The following is an 18,528-nucleotide window of genomic DNA, read 5'->3' on the forward strand; positions in this document are numbered from 1 at the left end:
CGCGTCTCCGCTTGATGGCTCAGTTGGTGCCGTCCGGGCGAATGCGCGGTGCGTTCGGTTCAGTGGTGCTGCTCAGCCCTCGCCATCCCACGGGCGCTGGCGGCGCGGCGGTTCGCGACGCGGCGGGCGCGGCCGTCCGGGCGGCGGCTCCTCCGTCCGGGGCCGGCGCCGCGGCGGCGGATTCTCGCCACGCGGGTCCCGGCGGCGCGGGTCGCCCTCCGGCGGCCGCGGGCGACGCCCTTCGGGCGGCGGTTTCCGTGTCCCGCGCGGAGCGTTCGGGTCCAGCGGCTCGCGCCGCGGCCGCGCACCCGGATCGGCCGGTGGCCTCGGACGCCTCGGCGGCGGTGCGTCGAGGTCACGGTCCCGCGGCGGGCGCCGCCGGTTGCCCGGCGGCGGGGTCTGCCCGGTGCGGGCAGCCGGCGGCCGGGAACGCGGACGGTCGGCGGCCTGGTCGTCGTTCTGGTCCCGCGGCGGCTTGCCGCCCTTGATCTTGACCGGTGCGTTCGGGTCGCGCTCCCGGTAGATCCGGAAGAAGCCGAAGAGCAGCGTGACGCCGGTGGTGACCGCCATCGTCGGGAAGCCGTCGATCAGCGGCTGGCCGATGTTGACCAGCTTCGACAGCGTGTCGCTGCCGCCGCCGGAAGAGCCGCCGCCGAAGATCAGCACCACGCCGGGCACGGTGACGGCCAGCACCAGCGGCGGCTGCACCATCGGACCGAACAGCGCGCGTCTCTGCACCGCGGCGACCGCGGCCACGGCCCCGACGAAGTAGGCGGCCTTGAAGACGAAGCCGAAGCTGCCCTTGGTCTTCTCGTCGATGATGGCGCCGAGCACTGCCAAGCCGAAGCCCACGAGCACGGCCGCCCACCAGGGCAAGCCGCGCCGCGTGCCGACAACGAGACGCTCGTCCCAGGGCACGGGGGCGTCATCGGCATCAGGATCGCTCTGGCGATCGCGTATCGCGGTCACGAGGCACACCGTAGCCCGTACTTGTCACGATCCTGTTGGCACTGCCGAGGTCAGCACGAAGCAGCCACTCGACCGCATGACATTTCGGTCTGCCGAACGGTACTCGGCGCACGGCCGTCTCGGCGCGGTCCGCCCATCGAGCAGTTCGTGGGCAAGCCCTCTGACCAGCGTTCATACCGACGGTATGGTTCGACTGCCCGATTTTCGCCTGGTGCTAGCTCCAGGCTATGCCACCCGCCGTCCCCGCCGACGGCGGTGTCCCGCGGTGTCGTTCCGGAACGTTTCGCGGCACCGGAATTGACCCGAACTTGACGTCCCGCCAGCCGGAACCTGCCGGCGGCACCGGTTCGACGTTGCCCCGGAGGCATCGGGATCATGCCCTTTCGCCCGTTGAACCGGCAGTGTCCAATCTGTACACCACCATCGGTTCTGGGCGGTAAGGACCGATCTCGGCGTCGTCACCGGCAGGCCAGCGCCGCGGCGGCTGCCGCCGGGTCGTCTGGTGCGGGGCTCTCGGTGTGGTCACCGATCCGATCGCGCTCGCCCGCACGTCCTGTCCCGGGGTCGGTGAAGGACTCCTGGAGGGAATTAGATTCCCGCAAGGGGCCTTTCGCAGACCTCGAAGCCCGCGCCCAGGCCGCCCGCTCGGTCGGTCCGCCTAGCCGGCTGCGTCGCCGGTCCGCCTGCTGCCGCCGACTGTCCGATCGCGACCGTCGAGCCTGCGGCTGTCGCGCCGCCACGTCGACCGGCTGCCGCTTCGCCCAGTCGCCATGCCAACCGGCCGCCGCTTCGCCCAGTCGCCACGTCAACCGGCTGCCGCTTCAACCAGTTGCCGCCTCAGCCAGCTGTCACTTCGTCTCCCTTCCGAAGCTGCGGCACCGGCGTCGGGCTGCCGGATGCGTCGGTGAGGGGCGCGACCGTCGCGCGGAACGCCTCGAGCGCCTCCAGTTCGCGCCGGCGGGCCGAAACAAAGCGCTGGAGATGCGTGGACGACAAGTTCAGCGCCTCGACCGCATTGCCCGCTGCCCGATGCGCGGCAGCGGCACCCGCGCGTACCTGTTCGACGTCTTCGACGAGCGCCCGGTCGCTGGCGGCGAACAGCGCCGCCGACGCGAGCACTCCGAATCCCGTGGGGCCGCACAGGAACACGCGGCGGTCGATGAGCCAGCGCAGCAGTTCGGGATCAGTGTCGAGGGCGGCGACCACGGCCGCGTCGGACGGGACGAACATGACGGTGCCGTAGATCGCGTCGGCCCAGCGCTGATAGCCCTTGCCAGCCAGCTCCGCCGCGCGGGAGCGCAGCTGCCGGACGTGGACGCGCAGCGCGTCGAGCCGTTCTTCCGGGTCGTCGGTCTCCACGGCTTCGGCCCAGATCGCCATGCTTGCCTTGGCGTCGACCGGCACGGCCCGGCCCCCGCCGACATTCAGCACCAGGTCGGGCTTCGCGCTTCCGCCGCCGCCCAGATCCGTCTGCAGGGTGAAGTGCAGTCCCTCCCGCAGCCCCAGTGCGCGCGCGGTTTCCACGAGCACCTGTTCGCCTAGCTCGCCGCGGCCGTGGATCGACGCGAAGGCCACCTCGTACCGGCGCAGTGCGAGCTGCTGCTGGTCGCCTTTCGCGCGCTCCGCCACCACCAGCCGGGCGGCTGCGTCGGCTCGGCGCATTCCGTCGTTGTACAGCCGCCACAGCGCGACGACCGCGACGCACAGGAGCAGCGCGAGCACGACGGCCGCGGTAGTGATCACCGTCTCCACCCGGTCCTCCTTTCCGTCGGGCCAGCTCGGGTGTTCGGACGCTCGACATCATGGCGGACAGCACCGACAAAAACCGGCCCGTCCGGTCGCGCTGCGTAGCTGACCTGCGGCTTCGTCGATTTTGGCTGGGCGTGTCCGAGGCATGTCGGAGGCACCCTGATCGGCTTCGTACACACGTTCGAGTGGGCTACCGGCGTGCCTGCGGCAATTCGTCGGCGTCAGCTCTTAACGTGGTCGCCGTGAGAGTCCTCCATACTTCCGATTGGCACATCGGCCGCACGTTCCACGGCGCCGATCTGCTCACCGAACAGGAGGCCGTCCTCACGCACATCGCCGAACTCGTCGACCGCGAGTCGGTCGACGTCGTGGTGGTGGCCGGTGACATCTACGACCGCGCGGTGCCGTCCGCCGAGGCCGTCCGCGTCGCTACGGCCGCGCTCGCCCGGATCCGTCAGGCGGGCGCGGAGCTGGTGGTCACGCCAGGCAACCACGATTCGGCCGCGCGGCTGGGCGCGTTCGCCGAATTCGCGGCGGCCGGCGGTCTGCACCTGCGCGCGACCGTCGCCGGCCTCGCGGAACCCGTTGTGCTGAAGGACGAACACGGCGAGGTGGCGTTCTACGGCATTCCGTATCTCGAACCCGAGCCGTCGCGGCACGCGCTGGGCGTGCCGGAGGCGCGCGGCCACACCGGCGTGCTCGGCGAGGCGATGCGGCGGGTGCGCGCCGACTTGGCCGATCGGCCCGGCACTCGATCCGTCGTGCTGGCACACGCGTTCGTCACCGGCGGCGAAGCCAGCGAGTCCGAGCGCACCATCGCCGTGGGCGGCGTCGAGCAGGTCCCCGGCTCGGTGTTCGACGGCGTGGATTACGTCGCGCTCGGGCACTTGCACGGTCCGCAAACGCTCGCGGAGCACCTCCGGTACTCCGGCAGTCCGCTTGCCTACTCGTTTTCCGAGGCGCGGCAACGGAAATCGGTATGGCTGGTGGAGCTCGACGCGGCCGGTCTGGCCGCGGTTCGCCGGCACGAGCTGCCCGTCCCGCGTCCCTTGGCGACGTTGTCCGGGGAGCTGGCGGAGCTGCTTTCGGACCCGGACCACGACCAGTGGCGCGAGCATTTCCTGTCGATCACCGTCACCGACCGGGTGCGGCCGGTCGATGCGATGCGTTCCCTGCGGGAGCGTTTTCCCTATGCGGTGCATATGGACTGGCGACCCGACGGCGGGGTGGCCGGCACCGAGCTGAAGTATGCCGAGGCGGTGCGCGGCCGCAGCGACATCGAGATCGCACGCAGTTTCCTCGACGACTGCCGTGGCGCCCCGCCGAACGAACAGGAAGAACGACTCGTCTATCTCGCGCTCGAAGCGGCCAACCGGGCGGCGGTGGAGAAGCTGTGAGACTGCATCTGCTGGAGGTGGAAGCCTTTGGCCCGTACGCGGGCCGGGAGGTGGTGGACTTCGACGCGCTCGGCGCCGACGGCCTGTTCCTTCTCCACGGCGACACCGGCGCCGGCAAGACCACGCTGCTCGACGCGATCGCGTTCGCGTTGTTCGGCGTGGTTCCGGGCGCGCGCGGCGACGTCAAGCGGTTGCGCTGCGATCTCGCCGAGCCCGATCAGCGGACCGAGGTCGTGCTGGAGTTAACCGTGCAGGGGCAGCGGCTGCGGATCGTGCGCGGTCCGGAATACCTGCGGCCGAAGAAACGCGGCGACGGGTTCACCACACAGCAGGCCCGGGTTTCCCTGACCTGGGTCGGCGAACCGCCCGCCGGGCTGCCGCCGGACGGGAGCATCCGCATCGACGAGGTGGCCCGCACCGTCGAGCGGCTGCTGGGCATGACCGCGGCGCAGTTCTTCCAGGTCGTGCTCTTGCCGCAGGGAGAGTTCGCGAAGTTCCTCCGCAGCGACACCACCGAGCGCGAGAAGCTGTTGGAACGGCTTTTCGGCACCGAGCGGTTCTCGGACGTGGAACGCTGGTTCGCGGATTTGCGCGCCGAACGTGGCCGGGCACTGGAGCAGCGGCAGCAACAAGTTCGTGAGCTGCTCGCGCGCTATGCGCAAGAGGCGCAACAGGAACCGCCGGAAGAAGACCAGGCAGCTTGGGCGGAAACGGTGCTGGCCGAGGTCGCGGCTCGGGCCGGAGCGGCGGAAACCGAGTCTGCACAAGCACGTGCGGCAGCCAAGGCAGCCGAATCCGCGTTGCGCGAAGCCGAGGAGGATGCCGACAAGATCCGCCGGGTCCGACTCGCGCATACCCGGCTCGCGCAGATTGCCGAGCAGGCAACCGAACGCGCGGGCTGGACGGCGGAGATCGCGGCGGCGCGGCGGGCCGGTGCGGTGCTGCCCGAAGCCGAGCTGATGGATCGGCGCACCGCTGAGCTCGGCGATGCGCAAGCGCTGGCGGCCGACCGGATCCGGGACCTCGCCGACCTGGAGTTCGACGGTGCCGGGCTGACGGTCGCCGACCTGCGCGAGCGGGCGGGTGCCGTCCGGGAAGAGGCCGGTGCGCTTGCCGAACTGGTCGCGGAAGCTCGGCAGCAGCAGCGCGACGAACAACGTCAGGCGGAGCAGCGAAAAGCCGCGGAGAAGGCAGCCGAGCGTGTCGCGGGGCTGGCCGAACGGCTGACTGAACTGCCTGAATTGATCGTGGCCGCGCGGGCAGCGGCGACGGCGGCCGGGGAAGCCGCGGCGAAACTGGACGGTGCCAAGTCTCGGGTCGAAGACCTGGCGGCGCTTGCTCGGACTGCTGAGGAGCTGCCGCCGGCCGAGGCGCGGGTCGCGCGCGGCGAAGCGAAGCTGAGCGAAGTGATCGACGCGCATCAGACTGCCCGGCAACGGCGGCTCGACCTTCGCGAACGGCGGCTCGAGGGCATGGCCGCCGAGCTTGCCGCTGGCTTGACTGCCGGAGCGGCGTGCCCGGTGTGCGGATCGGCGGAGCATCCGGCTCCGGCGAACCACGATGCACGGCTCGTCGATCCGGCGGAGGAACGCGCCGCGGAGGAAGCCGAGCAGCAGGCTGCGGCGTTGCGTCAGCGGGTCGTGTCCGCGTTGGAAGAGGCGAAAGCGCGTGTTGTCGCCTTGCGCGAACGACTGGCAGGACGCACCGCCGAGGAGATCGCGGCGGCGCTCGCCCAGGCCCGCACGTCGGTCGCGGAGCTTTCCGCGCAGGCGCAGCGCAAGGACCGTTTGGACCAGAAGGTCGTTGAGCTGGAGCGGGACGCTGAGCAGGCTGCCGAACAGCGGCGGCTGGCGGAGCGGTCGGTCACCGAGGCGAACGGCGAGATCCGGGCGTTGGCCGAGCGGATGGCCGAGCGCGAGCAGCGGCTGCTGACCGGCCGGGGCGAGTTCCCGGACGTGCCGGCTCGACGGCGGCACCTGCTCACCTTCGCGGGTGCACTCGACGCGGCCGCCGAAGCCAACAATGCGGTCTCGGGTGCGGAGGTCCGGCTTGCGGAGCAGCGAGATCTGGTGGAGATCTCCCTGCATGCCAAGGGGTTCTCGACGATCGAGGAGATGCGCGCGGCGGTACGGAACGACGAGCAGATCGCCAAACTCGAACAGGGCCTAGCCGAGGCGGACGCGATGGCCGCCGGCGCACGGGAGATGCTCGCACAGCCGGAGCTGTTCGGGATCGGCCCGGAGGACGAGGTTGTCGTCGCGCCGCTGGCCGAGAAGGCACAGGAGGCGCGCACCAGAGCGGACGCCGCTTTCGCCGCGCAGCAAGCGGTTTCGGCGCAGCATCGCGAACTGGTGAAGCTGGCCGGGCGGATGGGCGACGCGTTGGCGGAGCTGGGCCCGTTGGAGAAGGAACACGCGGAACTGCGCGCACTGGCCGAAGTGGTCAACGGGCGAGGGCAGAACGCGCGGAAGATGTCGTTGCGGTCGTACGTTTTGGCGGCCCGGCTGGAAGAAGTCGCGCTCGCGGCGACGGCGCGGCTGCGCACGATGAGCCAGGGGCGGTATTCGTTCGTGCACTCGGACGCTGCCGGCGTACGCGGCACCAGAGGCGGCCTGGGCCTCGACGTACTGGACGACTACTCCGGCGCGATCCGGCCGGCCAAAACCCTGTCCGGCGGCGAGTCGTTCCTGGCGTCGCTGTCGCTGGCGCTGGGGCTGGCCGACGTGGTCGCGGGCGAGACCGGCGGAGCGTTGCTCGACACGCTCTTCGTGGACGAGGGTTTCGGCACTTTGGACGCCGAAACGCTGGACGTGGTGATGAACATCCTCGACGAACTCCGAGCGGGCGGACGCGTGGTGGGCTTGGTGTCGCACGTCGAGGAACTTCGCCAGCGCATTCCGACGCGGCTGCGAGTGCGGAAGTCGCGCACCGGGTCGAGAGTGGAGTTGCAGACGGCTTGAGGAGATCGGTGGTCGCGGCCGGTGGGCTGCGGAAGAGGCTGACCGGGGCAGGGCGGCTTGCGGAACGGGCGGCTGCGATCCAGCCCAGACGGCTGGCATACGGCACCCGGTGGAGGGATCTCGGCTGAGCCGGTGATTCGGGCTTGTCCAGCTGGCCGTCCGGGCGGCTCGGACCGCTGGACCCCCGGCGCGCGGCGACTCGGACCGCCAGACGCCGGACGGCCAGAGCTGCCCGGCCGCGTCAGGCGGACTTTTCGTGGTGCAGGAGCCACCGCTTCGCGTCGATGCCCCAGCGGAAGTTGCCGATGGCTCCGCCGGTGCGGACGACTCGGTGGCAGGGCACGAAAAGTGCCGCGGCGTTGCGGGCACAGGCTGACGCGGCAGCGCGTACGGCGGACGGGTTGCCGGTGAGGGTGGCGTACTCGGCGTAGCTCACCGGGCTGCCGGCCGGGACCTTCCGCAGCATCTCCCAGGCGTGCTCGCGGAACGGGCCAGAACGCTGGCGTACCTCGATGTCGGCGACAGCGTCGAGGTCGCCGCCGTGGTAGTCGCGGATGGCGGTGGTGACTGGGCCGAGGTCTCGGCGTTCGACCAGGGCCGTCGGGGCCAGGGACGGCGAGATGAGCGGTGTCAGATCGCTGACCTCGCCGGTCCAGCCAGAGGCCAGCACAGCGCCGTCGCCGGCCACAACGGCGGTGAAGGGGCCGATCTTGGTGTCCACAGTGGACCAGAACGCGGTGTTCACGGGGGAGTTCTCCTCAGGTGGTCACGAAACAGGGTGAGCGCGGCGGACAGAGCGGGGCACGGGCGAACAAAGGCAAGCCGGTCAGGCAGCGTGCGACCGGAGGTACATCCCGGCGTACGAACTCCACGGCTGCCACCCGCGAGCTGACGTCGTCAGGTCGACCCCCAGCTCCGCCGCGCCCCGGCGCACGGCAGGGTCGGCGGTCAGCAACACATCCGGTGCTCCCAGCAGGCGCATTGCGACATAGTCCGCCGTGCCGCAGTCGACGCCCGCCGCGAGCATCTCGGCACGCAGTTCGTCGGCGTCGCGGCCGATGTGCGGGTCCAGATCCCCGGCGACGATCGCCGCGGCGACCGTCTTCACCAGGGGTTTCACGTCTGCGTCGGCGATCGCCTGCGGGGTCGGGAAGAGGGTCGTGAGTGCGTCCATCGGCGGGGCCGCGGGCGGGACAGGCTCGCCCAGTGCGACGACATCCGCGGCGGCCTCGCCCAGCAAGGCGCGGAGCAGGACTTCCGGACCGTCGACCGCGCCGGGCACGCGGATGCCGGGAGTCGCGGCCACCAGTGGTGCCAGGGCCTCGTCCGCGGCCAGGACACGGGCGACGGCCTCCGGATCGGCGTCCAGGTCGAGCAGCCGACGCACCCGAGTGACCGCGCTGCTCAGGTCTCGCAGGTCCGCCAGCGCCAGGTCGCATTGCACATGGCCGGGGCGCGGGCTGACCCACACCGATGCCGGGCCGTGCGGCAGGCGCAGCGTTCGGCCGTAACCGCCGTCTCTGGCCGCTTCGATGCCGGGCAACGCGCGGCTGATGTGGTAGTCCAGCACGCTGGCCGCATCGAACGGGGCGCGGAACGGCAGCCGGAGGCTGAGCCGCGTCGCGCCGCTTGGTTCCTCTCGTTTTCCGCGGCGCAGACTGGCCGCGCGCAGCTGCGACGGCGTCGTCGCGAACACTTCGCGGATCGTTTCGTTGAACTGCCGGATGCTGGAAAACCCGGCCGCGAACGCGACATCGGTGAGCGGCAGCTGCGACATCTCGATCAACAGCCGCGCCGAATGGGCCCGGTGCGCGCGGGCCAGCCGGATCGGTCCGGCGCCGAGTTCGGCGGTCAGAACACGGCCCAGCTGACGTTCCGAGTAGCCCAGTCGGCTCGCCAGACCGGGCACGCCTTCGCGCTCGACCAGGCCGTCCGAAATCAGTCGCATGGCGCGCGACGCCAGGTCGGCGCGCACGTTCCAATCCGGCGATCCGGGCACGGCATCTGGCAGGCAGCGGCGGCACGCGCGGTAGCCGCTGGCCTGCGCCGCCGCGGACGTCGGGTAGAAGCGGACGTTCTGCGCCTTCGGCGTCAGCGCCGGGCAGGACGGGCGGCAGTAAATGCCCGTGGTGCGCACCGCCATGATGAACTGGCCGTCGAACCGCTGGTCGCGAGCGGTCACCGCGCGGTAGCAGCGCTCCGTGTCGCGCCAGATCGGCAGGGTCGAGGTAGCCATACGGTCGATGATGCCAGCAGGTGAGAGACCCGACTGGCGGAAATCCGACACCACGCTGCCGGTTCGCTCACCAGGGCGGAGCCGACCTCCGCGCGGCACGTAGACTCAACGGCCGTGAGTCTGACCCTCGGTATCGTCGGCCTGCCCAACGTCGGCAAGTCCACCCTGTTCAACGCGCTGACGCGCAACGACGTGCTCGCCGCGAACTACCCGTTCGCCACGATCGAGCCGAACGTCGGCGTGGTGCCGCTGCCGGACCCGCGGCTGGACCAGCTGGCAGAGGTGTTCGGGTCGGAGAAGACCGTGCCCGCCGTCGTGTCTTTCGTGGACATCGCGGGCATCGTGAAGGGCGCGTCCGAGGGCGCCGGGCTGGGCAACAAGTTCCTCGCCAACATCCGCGAGTCCGACGCGATCTGCCAGGTCATCCGGGTGTTCGACGACCCGGACGTGGTGCACGTCGACGGCCGGATCGACCCGATGTCCGACATCGAGACGATCAACACCGAGCTGATCCTCGCCGACCTCCAGACGCTCGACAAGGCGCTGCCGCGGCTCGAAAAAGAGGCCCGCACCAAGAAGGAAGCGCGGCCGGCACTCGAGAACGCGCAGAGGGCCAAAGAGATCCTCGACTCCGGGCGCACCCTGTTCCAGTCGCAGAAGGAGATCGACACTGCCGAGCTGCGCGAGCTGCACCTGCTGACCACCAAGCCGTTCCTGTACGTCTTCAACGCCGACGAGGCCGTCCTCACCGACGAGGCCCGGCGCGAAGAGCTGGCGAAGCTGGTCGCGCCGGCGGACGCGGTGTTCCTGGACGCGAAGGTCGAAGCCGAGCTGCTGGAGCTCGACGACGAGGAGTCCGTGCGCGAACTGCTGGAGTCGGTCGGCCAGCTGGAGCCGGGCCTGCACGCGCTGGCCCGCGCCGGGTTCCACACGCTCGGCCTGCAGACCTACCTGACCGCCGGCCCGAAGGAATCCCGCGCCTGGACCATCCCGAAGGGTGCGACCGCCCCGCAGGCCGCCGGCGTGATCCACACGGACTTCGAACGCGGTTTCATCAAGGCCGAGGTCGTTTCCTTCGCCGACCTGATCGAAGCCGGCTCGATGGCGGCGGCCCGCTCAGCAGGCAAGGTCCGCATGGAGGGCAAGGACTACGTGATGGCCGACGGCGACGTGGTCGAGTTCCGCTTCAACGTCTGACGGCAGGCCGCTGAACCCGACCGGGCGATGCCCTCAGGGGCACCTCCCGGTCGGTGTTTCGACAGAGGGTCGACGATGACGGCGGGCGTTGAACACCACGCCCAGCGACCATCGGAACAGGTTTCGGATCAGCTAGTCCGCTTGGTATCACGGATGGCATGGCAATGACGTCGAGGCTGCGCGAGGAGCAAGAACGTGCGCTGGCCAGGCTCGCGGAGGGCTCGGCGTCAGCAAGCAGGAGCCCGTGGTGCGAGCGATCACTGAGGCGGTCGCGCGCACGGTCCGAGACGACTGGGTGCGTGCGCTGTCGGCCGAAGGCCGCTCGCGCTACGGCGCGCTCCTGGACCGCCTGGCCCAGTGAACCTCGAATACCTCGCGCCGGACGATTTGCTGACGCTGGCCACCGAACCCGGCGTGCAGCAGTAGCGATCCGCTGGTGATGCCCCGGTGCGTATCGCTGGCTTCGGGACCGTCTGGTCCGGGTTTGCCGGACCGTTCCCGCTGTCCCGACCGACGGTCAGCCGAACAGCCCCAGCACGATCATCGCGGCGAGGACGAAAGCGGTCGCGAACACCGAGACCCACGCGCGCTGTGCGGCGGTGAGCTGGGCAGACGTGCTGTTCATGGCGAGTCCTAGCGGGGCGAGTGCCGATGATTCCGCTGGGATAGCGCCTTGATCTAGCCTGCTGTTACCGCTTGTGATCGAGATCACGACGGGTGCGTGCGGTGTGCCAGAGCACCCCGCCCGCGGCGGCCACCATCAGAGCGAACGAACCCATTCCCACCACGAGTGCCTGCATCATCCTGGCTCCTTTCTCACGTCCTGGTGGGGAGACGCGCGGGCCGGAGCTCGGTTATGCCGTCGTGGCGGACATCACGCCTGGTCAGCGCGTTGTGAGCACCTCGTCGATCTGCCGGGCGAGCGCGAAGTCGCGGTCGGTCAAGCCGCCCAGGTAATGGGTGCTGAGCCGGAAGGTGAGGGTCCGCCAGCGGATGTCGATGTCCGGGTGGTGGTCGGCCGCCTCGGCCAGCTCGGCCACCCGGTCGACCGCCTCGATCGCGGCCGGGAAGGACGGCAGTTCGACCGTCCGCACTATGTTGTCGCCTTCGCGCCGCCACTCCGGGACGGTGCCGAGAGCCTGGTCCACCGCCGAGTCGCTCAATAGCTGAGTCATCACTCCATGGTGTCGGCTACGCTGCGGCATTGCCACGGGAGTCCGGTACGCCGGGCTGAGAGGCGGGCGTGCCAGGCCCGCGACCGTTCGCACCTGGATCCGGATCATGCCGGCGCAGGGAGGCCTTTGCCCTCCCACCCGGCGTAGTGCAGGAGGGTAAGAATGATGCCGCGGACCGTCCGCACGGTGCTGGGACTCGCCACGGTCTCGGTGCTCGCCAGCGCCTGCTCGCTGTCCAGCAGCGACCAGGGCGGATCGGCGGGTTCCGACCAGCAGACCCCGACCGTCACGCTGGTCACGCACGACTCGTTCGCCGCCCCGCAGGACGTGCTCGACGCCTTCCAGCGCCAGTCTGGGATCAAGCTCAAGATTCTCAAGTCCGGCGACGCCGGCGCGCTCACCAACAAACTCGTGCTCACCAAGGGCAACCCGATCGGCGACGTCGCGTACGGCGTCGACAACACGTTCGCGTCGCGCGCGCTCAGCGAGGGCGTCTTTCAGCCGTACACGAGCCCGGAGGCCGACCGCGGCCCGCAGCGCTACTCCGTCGATCCGCAGCACCGGCTGGCGGCGGTCGACGTCGGCGACGTGTGCGTGAACATCGACACCGGCTACTTCGCGAGCAAGGGCTTGCCCGAGCCCAAGTCCTACGACGACCTCGCCGACCCCAAGTACAAGGACCTGACGGTCGCGGAAAGCCCGGCCACCGCGTCGCCTGGGCTGGCTTTCCTGCTCGGCACGGTCGCGAAGTACGGCGAGAACGGCTGGCCGGACTACTGGAAGCGGCTGAAGGACAACGGGCTCAAGACGGTCAGCGGTTGGGAAGAGGCTTACACCAAGGACTTCTCCGGCTCGTCCGGCAAGGGTCCGCGGCCGATCGTCATTTCCTACGCCTCCTCGCCCGCGGCGGAGGTCGGCGACGACGGCAAGCCGCGCACGAAGGCGCTGCTCGACACCTGTTTCCGGCAGGTCGAGTACGCGGGCGTGCTGACCAACAGCAAGCAGGTGCCGCAGGCGCAGAAGGTGGTCGACTTCCTGCTGTCGCAGCAGTTCCAGACCACTGTCCCAGGGAACATGTACGTGTACCCGGCGCGTCAGGGCGTCGACCTGCCCGCCGGCTGGGCTACTGCGGCGCCGCTGCCGCAGAACCCGGCCACCCTGCCCGCGGACAAGGTGCAGGCCGGTCGTGAGAAGTGGATCGGGGAATGGCGCTCGCTCATGGGCGCGTGATCTCCGCGCGCACCATCGGGCTCACGCTGCTCGGCTTGGCGCCGGTCGCGTTCCTGGTGGTGTTCTTCGCTTGGCCGGTGGTCGCGATCGTCGGCCGCGGCTTTTCGGCCGGCGGAGCAGACACTGTGCTCGGCGACCCGCGGACCTGGCGGCTCGCCGGGTTCACGCTGGTCAGCGCTGGCGCGTCGACAATGGTCGCGGTGCTCGCCGGGCTGCCGGTGGCGTACCTGCTGGCCCGGGTCCGGCTGCCGGGCGTCGGGTTGGCGCGCACCATCGTACTGGTCCCGTTCGTGCTGCCGACCGTGGTGGTCGGGCTGGCTTTCCGCGCGATCTGGCCGGACGGCGGCGTGCTGCCGCTGGTGCTGGCCAACGCGTTCTTCAACGTCGCGGTCGTCGCGCGGACCGTGGCCGGTCTGTGGGCGCATCTCGACCCGCGCGCGGCGGAAGCGGCGCGTGCGCTCGGAGCTTCGCCGTGGCGAGCGTTTCGTTCGGTGACGCTGCCTTCGCTCGCCCCGGCGGTCGCGTCCGCGGCGGCGGTGGTGTTTCTTTTCTGCGCGACCAGCTTCGGCGTGGTGCTGATCCTCGGTGGCGGCAACTACCGCACCCTGGAGACCGAGATCTACCTGCGGACGGTCGATCTGCTGGACCTGTCCGGGGCGTCCGCGTTGTCGCTGATCCAGTTCGCCGCCGTGGTCGCCACGCTGGTGATCGGCGCGGTGGCCCGCCGGAAGCGGGAGAACGCGGTCAAGCTGAAGTCGGCGCGGGTCACCGCGCGCCGGCCGCGCGGCGGCGAGTGGTGGATGGTCGGCGCCGCGGTCACCGTGATCGGCCTTCTGATCGCGCCGATCGTCGCGCTGCTGGCCGAGTCGGTGTCCGCTTCGGACGGCTGGAGCCTTGCCGGGTACCGCGCGCTGAACACCACCGGAGAGAACGACTCGCTGCAGATATCCGGCTGGCTGGCGGCGAAGAACTCGCTGGCCGCGGCCACCGACGCGACGTTGCTGGCGATGGCGGTCGGGGTGGTCGCCAGCGTCGTGCTCGTGGCGCTGCGCCGTTCGCCGGGCAGGTTTGCCCGGGGGATGGGCGAGACGATGGACGTCGCGCTGATGCTGCCGCTCGGCGTGTCCGCGGTGACCGTCGGGTTCGGTTATCTGGTGACGCTCGACGCGCTGCCCGGCGATCTGCGCACCTCGCCGCTGCTGGTGCCGTTCGCCCAGGCGCTGGTCATCATCCCTCTGGTGGTGCGGATGATCCTGCCGGTGTTGCGCGCGGTCGACATCCGGCTGCGCCAGGCCGCCGCGACGCTCGGCGCGAGCCCGGCGCGGGTGTGGCGGGAGATCGACTTCCCGCTGGTCGCGAGATCAGTGGTGGCCGCCGCGGGCTTCGGCTACGTGGTCGCGCTCGGCGAGTTCGGCGCGACCAGTTTCCTCGCCCGGCCGGACGCGCCGACGCTGCCGGTCGCGGTCGCGACGCTGATCAGCCGGCCAGGGCAGCTGAACAATCAGATGGCGTACGCCGCGTGCGCCCTGCTCATGGTGGTGACGGTGGCGGCGGTCGCGCTGATCGACCGGTTCGGCTCGGTTCGCGGACGCAACACGGTCGGGGAGTTCTGATGGCGCTGACCGTACGGGACTTGACTGTCCACTATGGATCCTTCGCGGCGGTCCGCGACGCTCGCCTGGACATCGCCGACGGCGAGGTGCTCGCGCTGCTGGGTCCGTCCGGCTCGGGCAAGTCGACGTTGCTGCGCGCGATCACCGGGCTGGAGCCAGTGTCGTCCGGTTCGGTATCGTGGGACGGCGAGGATCTCGCCGACGTGCCGGTGCACAAGCGCGAATTCGGCTTGGTGTTTCAAGACGGGCAGCTGTTCCCGCACCGGGATGTCGCCGCGAACATCGCGTTCGGCCTGCGGATGCACGGCATCCCGCGGGCGCGGCACGCGGCACGGGTCGAGGAGCTGCTGCACCTGGTCGGCCTGACCGGTTACGAGCGGCGCCGGGTGACGGAACTGTCCGGCGGGCAGGCGCAGCGGGTGGCGCTGGCGCGTGCACTGGCACCGGAGCCGCGGCTGCTGTTGCTGGACGAACCGCTGTCCGGATTGGACGCGGGCTTGCGCGAGCAGCTGGCGATCGACTTGGCGGACCTGTTGCGGCGCAGCAAGATCACCGCGTTGCTGGTGACGCACGATCAGGAAGAAGCCTTCACGCTCGCAGACCGGGTGGCGGTGCTCGACGCCGGCGAGATCCGGCAAGAAGGCGCGGTCCGCGCGGTGTGGAACGAGCCGGTGGACGAGGAGGTCGCGCGCTTCCTGGGCGTCACCGCGTTCCTGGACGGCGAGGCGGAAGACGGCGTCGTGCGGACGACGCTCGGCACGGTGGAACTGTCCGGAGTGGACGATGGGCCGGTGCGGCTCGGCTTGCGCCCGCACGGTCTCAAGGCAGCCGACGAGGGCGTGTCCGGACAGGTGACTGCCGCCGTGCACCGGCGGGAGCACCTGCGGCTGGTCGTCCGATGCGGCGATGTCGCGGTGGACGCCGTCGCGCCGGCCGGGGCGGATTTCCGGGCCGGCGATCCCGTCCGGCTGGTGCCGGACCCGGACGGGATCGCCGTGGTGGGCTGAACCCCCAGGTCAGCCGTCCCGGGTGACCAGGCGCGCGTAGGCCAGCGAAAGCCCGACCACGATGTAGCAGGCCGCGCGGATCGCGCCTTCGCCGAGCATCGTCGTGGACATCGGGTCCTGCAGGACGTCGGCGGGCGCCAGCGTCCAGTTCTGCGTGAGCAGGAACGGGTGCAGCCACTTCAGCGAGTCCAGGAAGCCGAGGATGGTGAACACGATGTTCCCGGCCAGCACCGACGCGACCACGAGCATCGGGTGTTCGGTCCAGCTCGACACGGCCAGCGCGACCGCGCCGACCGCCCACATCTGAAGCACGATCCAGCCGCCCGCGAGAAGGATCCGCAGCAGCGCTTCGCCGAGCGACAACGTGGTGCCCGACAGCGTGAACAGCGAGTCCGTGCCGCCGATGATCAGTCCGGTGGTGACGCCGGTGAACGCCATCGCCAGCACGGCGACGACGGACACGGTGGCCACGCCGAACGCCTTGACCGCCAGCAACCGGCCACGGCTCACCGGCGCGACGAGCCAGCCGCGCAGCGTGCCGTGCGCGGCCTCGCCGGCGATCGCGTCCGCGCCCGCCATCGCGGATGCCAGCGGCAGCAGCAGCGTGAGCGTCATGACCATCGAGGCGATCGGCAGCACCAGCGCGTTGTTCACCGCGGACACCAGCAGCGCGGCGCCGCTGTCGGACGGCGCGTTCGAACCGACGCTTCGGTCTACCAGGGTGAGGCCGATGCCGACCACGATCGGCACCAGAGCCAGCAGCGCGAGCACGGCGAGCGTGCGCGGTCGCCGGAAGATCCAGCGCAGTTCGGCGGCGACCAGCCGGGACAGCGGCACCGTGTCGTGACCGGTCCGGCTCACCGGAACCGAGATCGCTGCGGTCGTCATGCGTCCCCCTCGGAATCGTCCCCGGTCGCCGATTCCCCTTCGGTCAGCCGGGCGAACAGGTCCTCCAGGCCAGTGCGCGCGCGAGTCGCCTCGTGCACCTCGACCCCGTCCTGCACCAGCACTTGCAGCACGCGCGGCGCGGGCGTGACGGTGAGATCGGCGCGCACCCCGTCCGGAGTCAGCCGCGCGCCGATCCGGTTCTCCCGCAGCACTTCCACTGCCCGTTCGGCGTCCGGCGTGCGCACCAGCAGCGCGGCGTTCCCCGACTCCAGCAGGTCAGCCAGTTCCCCCTGGGCGACCACGGTGCCGGATTGCAGGACCGCGACGTGCGTGCACGTCGCTTCCACCTCGGCGAGCAGATGCGAGGACACCACCACGGTGGTGCCCGCCGCGTGCAGATCGGCGATGATACGGCGGATCTCCCTGGTACCCGCCGGATCAAGGCCGTTCGTCGGTTCGTCGAGCACGACCATCCGGCGCGGCACCAGCAGAGCGCCGGCCAGGCCGAGCCGCTGCTTCATGCCGAGCGAATAGCCCTTGTACCGCCGGCGCGCGGCGACGGTCAGCCCGACCCGCTCCAGCGCCGCGTCCACCGCTTCGGGGATCGCCGACGAGGCCAGCCGCGGCTCGGCGGCGGCGAACCGCAGCAGGTTGTCGCGGCCGGAGAGGAACGGATGGAATCCCGGTCCCTCGACCAGCGCGCCGACGTCCGGCAGCGCGTGCGCCGACTCGTCCGGCATCTTCCGGCCGAGCAGTTCGACCTCGCCCTCGGTCGGCCGGACCAGGCCGAGCAGCATCCGGATGGTGGTCGTCTTGCCGGAGCCGTTCGGCCCGAGCATGCCGAGCACGGAGCCTTCCGGCACGTCCAGGTCGACGTGGTCCACCGCGACCGTGCTGCGGTAGACCTTGCGCAGCCCGCGGGTGCGCGCGGCGAGCGGTACCGCCGGGGCGGGCACCTCTTCCGAGATGCCCGCCCCGGTTTCGACCGCAGTGCTCGTCACTTCGCGCCCAGCGCTTCGTACAGCACCTGCTCCGGGACCGCGCCGGCGGCGAACCGGCCGTCGTCGGTCAGGACCGCGCCGCCCACCTTGGTGGTGAACAGGTAGCCGCTGCCCCAGGTGCCGCTGACCCGCTTCCCGAACCGGCTCAGCATCTTCTGCGGGTCCATCCCCTTGCGCTCGCCTTGGGCCGGCTGCGCCTTGAGCATGTCCGCGGGCACCTTGCCGGTCACCACGGTGTCCCAGCCGTCGCCGACGAACTTGGTGCTCGCCTGGGCCTCGTTCGCCAGCGCCTTGGTCTTGTCGTCGACCTTGGCCTGCTTCTCGGTCACCTTCGCGCCCTTCGGCGGGGTGAAGGCGAACAGGTCGGCGGGCTGCGGGGCGAACTCGATCTGGCTGAATGCCAGCTCCAGCGCCGGGGCGGTGGTGCCGTTGCTCAGCACCGAAAGCCGCAGCGGCATCCGGGTCTGCGAGTCGACCGCGATCCGGATTTCGCGCAGCAGCGTGCGCTCGGTCGGCTTCGGCGTGAGGACCAGCTCGTAGGCGGGCCGGTCGGCCACCGTCGCGGTGCCGTCGACCGCGACGTTGCTGCTCTCGCGGACCTTGGCCAGCAGTTCCTTGGCCGCGGTGGCCGGGTCGGCGGCCTTGCCGTCGGTCATGCCGTGCTTGGTCGCGACGTCCGCCGGGATGGTGGTCTTCGTCGCGCTGTTGGTCTGGGAGTTGTAGTCCCACACCGTGTTGCCGGTGTGGACGATCGTCTCCTGTGCGGTCCCCTTGGTCAGCGCGACCTTCATGTTCTTGGCGCCGTCGCTGTACACGTGCGCGGAGTTGACGTTGAGCGCGCCTGCCCCCGGCATCGCGTTGGCCATGGCCGGCAGGCCGAGGTCGTTGCTCACCGTCACCGTGCCGTCGAACGCGGCCGGCTTCGCGGCAGCGACCGACTGCACCAGCTCCTCGGCGCTGACCTGCGGCAGCTTCGGCGCGCTGCCGGCCGAAGCCGGCATGGCGACCACAACGAGCCCCCCGACGCCGAGCGCGGTGCCGACGACGGCCGCGGTGATGGCCTTCTTCTTCGGTTCCATCTCGTCTCTCCCTGTGTTCCCGGGCTC

Annotated in this window: 14 protein-coding genes and 1 pseudogene; 7 read left to right on the forward strand and 8 right to left on the reverse strand. The window is 70.7% G+C overall.

Annotation, left to right across the window (positions count from 1 at the left end):
• Positions 1-72: 72 nt before the first annotated feature.
• Both AMYBE_RS0139515 and rmuC read right to left on the reverse strand, forming a co-directional pair.
• Complete coding sequence (locus AMYBE_RS0139515) at positions 73-969, reverse strand: DUF6542 domain-containing protein (RefSeq protein ID WP_027928509.1); 897 nt, start codon at positions 967-969, stop codon at positions 73-75.
• Positions 970-1,806: 837 nt separating this feature from the next.
• Positions 1,807-2,721 carry a DNA recombination protein RmuC gene (gene rmuC / locus AMYBE_RS0139520; RefSeq protein WP_020664937.1) on the reverse strand — a complete coding sequence of 305 codons (915 nt, stop codon included), beginning with the start codon at positions 2,719-2,721 and terminating at the stop codon, positions 1,807-1,809.
• Positions 2,722-2,960: 239 nt separating this feature from the next.
• Between rmuC and AMYBE_RS0139525 the strand changes: the two genes are divergently transcribed.
• Together AMYBE_RS0139525 and AMYBE_RS0139530 are read left to right on the forward strand one after the other, a co-directional pair.
• Complete coding sequence (locus AMYBE_RS0139525) at positions 2,961-4,115, forward strand: exonuclease SbcCD subunit D (protein ID WP_020664938.1); 1,155 nt, start codon at positions 2,961-2,963, stop codon at positions 4,113-4,115.
• Positions 4,112-7,075, forward strand: a complete 2,964-nt coding sequence (locus tag AMYBE_RS0139530) for an AAA family ATPase (protein ID WP_020664939.1) — start codon at positions 4,112-4,114, stop codon at positions 7,073-7,075. The genes AMYBE_RS0139525 and AMYBE_RS0139530 overlap by 4 nt, the downstream gene beginning before the upstream one ends.
• 241 nt (positions 7,076-7,316) lie before the next feature.
• Here AMYBE_RS0139530 and AMYBE_RS0139535 read toward each other — a convergent pair whose 3' ends face one another.
• Both AMYBE_RS0139535 and AMYBE_RS0139540 read right to left on the reverse strand, forming a co-directional pair.
• Positions 7,317-7,820, reverse strand: a complete 504-nt coding sequence (locus AMYBE_RS0139535; protein WP_020664940.1) for a methylated-DNA--[protein]-cysteine S-methyltransferase — start codon at positions 7,818-7,820, stop codon at positions 7,317-7,319.
• An 81-nt stretch (positions 7,821-7,901) separates the two neighbouring features.
• Positions 7,902-9,311, reverse strand: a complete 1,410-nt coding sequence (locus tag AMYBE_RS0139540; protein ID WP_020664941.1) for a DNA-3-methyladenine glycosylase 2 family protein — start codon at positions 9,309-9,311, stop codon at positions 7,902-7,904.
• Between the two features lie 114 nt (positions 9,312-9,425).
• On the opposite strand from AMYBE_RS0139540, the gene ychF reads away from it, so the two are divergent.
• Together ychF and AMYBE_RS43130 are read left to right on the forward strand one after the other, a co-directional pair.
• Positions 9,426-10,508: a redox-regulated ATPase YchF gene (ychF, locus tag AMYBE_RS0139545; RefSeq protein WP_020664942.1), complete on the forward strand. Its 1,083-nt coding sequence runs from the start codon at positions 9,426-9,428 to the stop codon at positions 10,506-10,508.
• Positions 10,509-10,666: 158 nt separating this feature from the next.
• Positions 10,667-10,869, forward strand: a pseudogene (locus AMYBE_RS43130) (CopG family transcriptional regulator).
• Between the two features lie 523 nt (positions 10,870-11,392).
• On the opposite strand, the gene AMYBE_RS0139565 reads toward AMYBE_RS43130, so the two are convergent.
• Positions 11,393-11,683, reverse strand: coding sequence for a 4a-hydroxytetrahydrobiopterin dehydratase (locus AMYBE_RS0139565; protein WP_027928510.1), 291 nt, complete (start codon positions 11,681-11,683; stop codon positions 11,393-11,395).
• Positions 11,684-11,848: 165 nt separating this feature from the next.
• On the opposite strand from AMYBE_RS0139565, the gene AMYBE_RS0139570 reads away from it, so the two are divergent.
• Genes AMYBE_RS0139570 through AMYBE_RS0139580 form a run of 3 tightly spaced genes read left to right on the forward strand, consistent with a single transcriptional unit; the run spans position 11,849 to position 15,533 of the window.
• A complete protein-coding gene (locus tag AMYBE_RS0139570) occupies positions 11,849-12,913 on the forward strand; it encodes a thiamine ABC transporter substrate-binding protein (protein ID WP_027928511.1) in 1,065 nt (354 codons plus the stop codon).
• Complete coding sequence (locus tag AMYBE_RS0139575) at positions 12,889-14,526, forward strand: ABC transporter permease (protein WP_020664948.1); 1,638 nt, start codon at positions 12,889-12,891, stop codon at positions 14,524-14,526. The genes AMYBE_RS0139570 and AMYBE_RS0139575 overlap by 25 nt, the downstream gene beginning before the upstream one ends.
• Positions 14,526-15,533 carry an ABC transporter ATP-binding protein gene (locus tag AMYBE_RS0139580; RefSeq protein WP_020664949.1) on the forward strand — a complete coding sequence of 336 codons (1,008 nt, stop codon included), beginning with the start codon at positions 14,526-14,528 and terminating at the stop codon, positions 15,531-15,533. Before AMYBE_RS0139575 ends, AMYBE_RS0139580 begins: the two co-directional genes overlap by 1 nt.
• A gap of 9 nt (positions 15,534-15,542) precedes the next feature.
• On the opposite strand, the gene AMYBE_RS0139585 is transcribed toward AMYBE_RS0139580, so the two are convergent.
• From AMYBE_RS0139585 to AMYBE_RS0139595, 3 genes are read right to left on the reverse strand one after another with little or no spacing between them, the layout of a single operon-like run.
• A complete protein-coding gene (locus AMYBE_RS0139585; protein WP_020664950.1) occupies positions 15,543-16,421 on the reverse strand; it encodes an ABC transporter permease in 879 nt (292 codons plus the stop codon).
• On the reverse strand, positions 16,418-17,422 hold the full coding sequence (locus tag AMYBE_RS0139590; protein ID WP_020664951.1) for an ABC transporter ATP-binding protein: 1,005 nt from the start codon (positions 17,420-17,422) through the stop codon (positions 16,418-16,420). The genes AMYBE_RS0139585 and AMYBE_RS0139590 overlap by 4 nt, the downstream gene beginning before the upstream one ends.
• Positions 17,419-18,501 carry a LolA family protein gene (locus tag AMYBE_RS0139595; protein ID WP_020664952.1) on the reverse strand — a complete coding sequence of 361 codons (1,083 nt, stop codon included), beginning with the start codon at positions 18,499-18,501 and terminating at the stop codon, positions 17,419-17,421. The genes AMYBE_RS0139590 and AMYBE_RS0139595 overlap by 4 nt, the downstream gene beginning before the upstream one ends.
• Between the last annotated feature and the right edge of the window lie 27 nt (positions 18,502-18,528).

The sequence above is a fragment of the Amycolatopsis benzoatilytica AK 16/65 genome (assembly GCF_000383915.1).
Classification (GTDB): domain Bacteria; phylum Actinomycetota; class Actinomycetes; order Mycobacteriales; family Pseudonocardiaceae; genus Amycolatopsis; species Amycolatopsis benzoatilytica.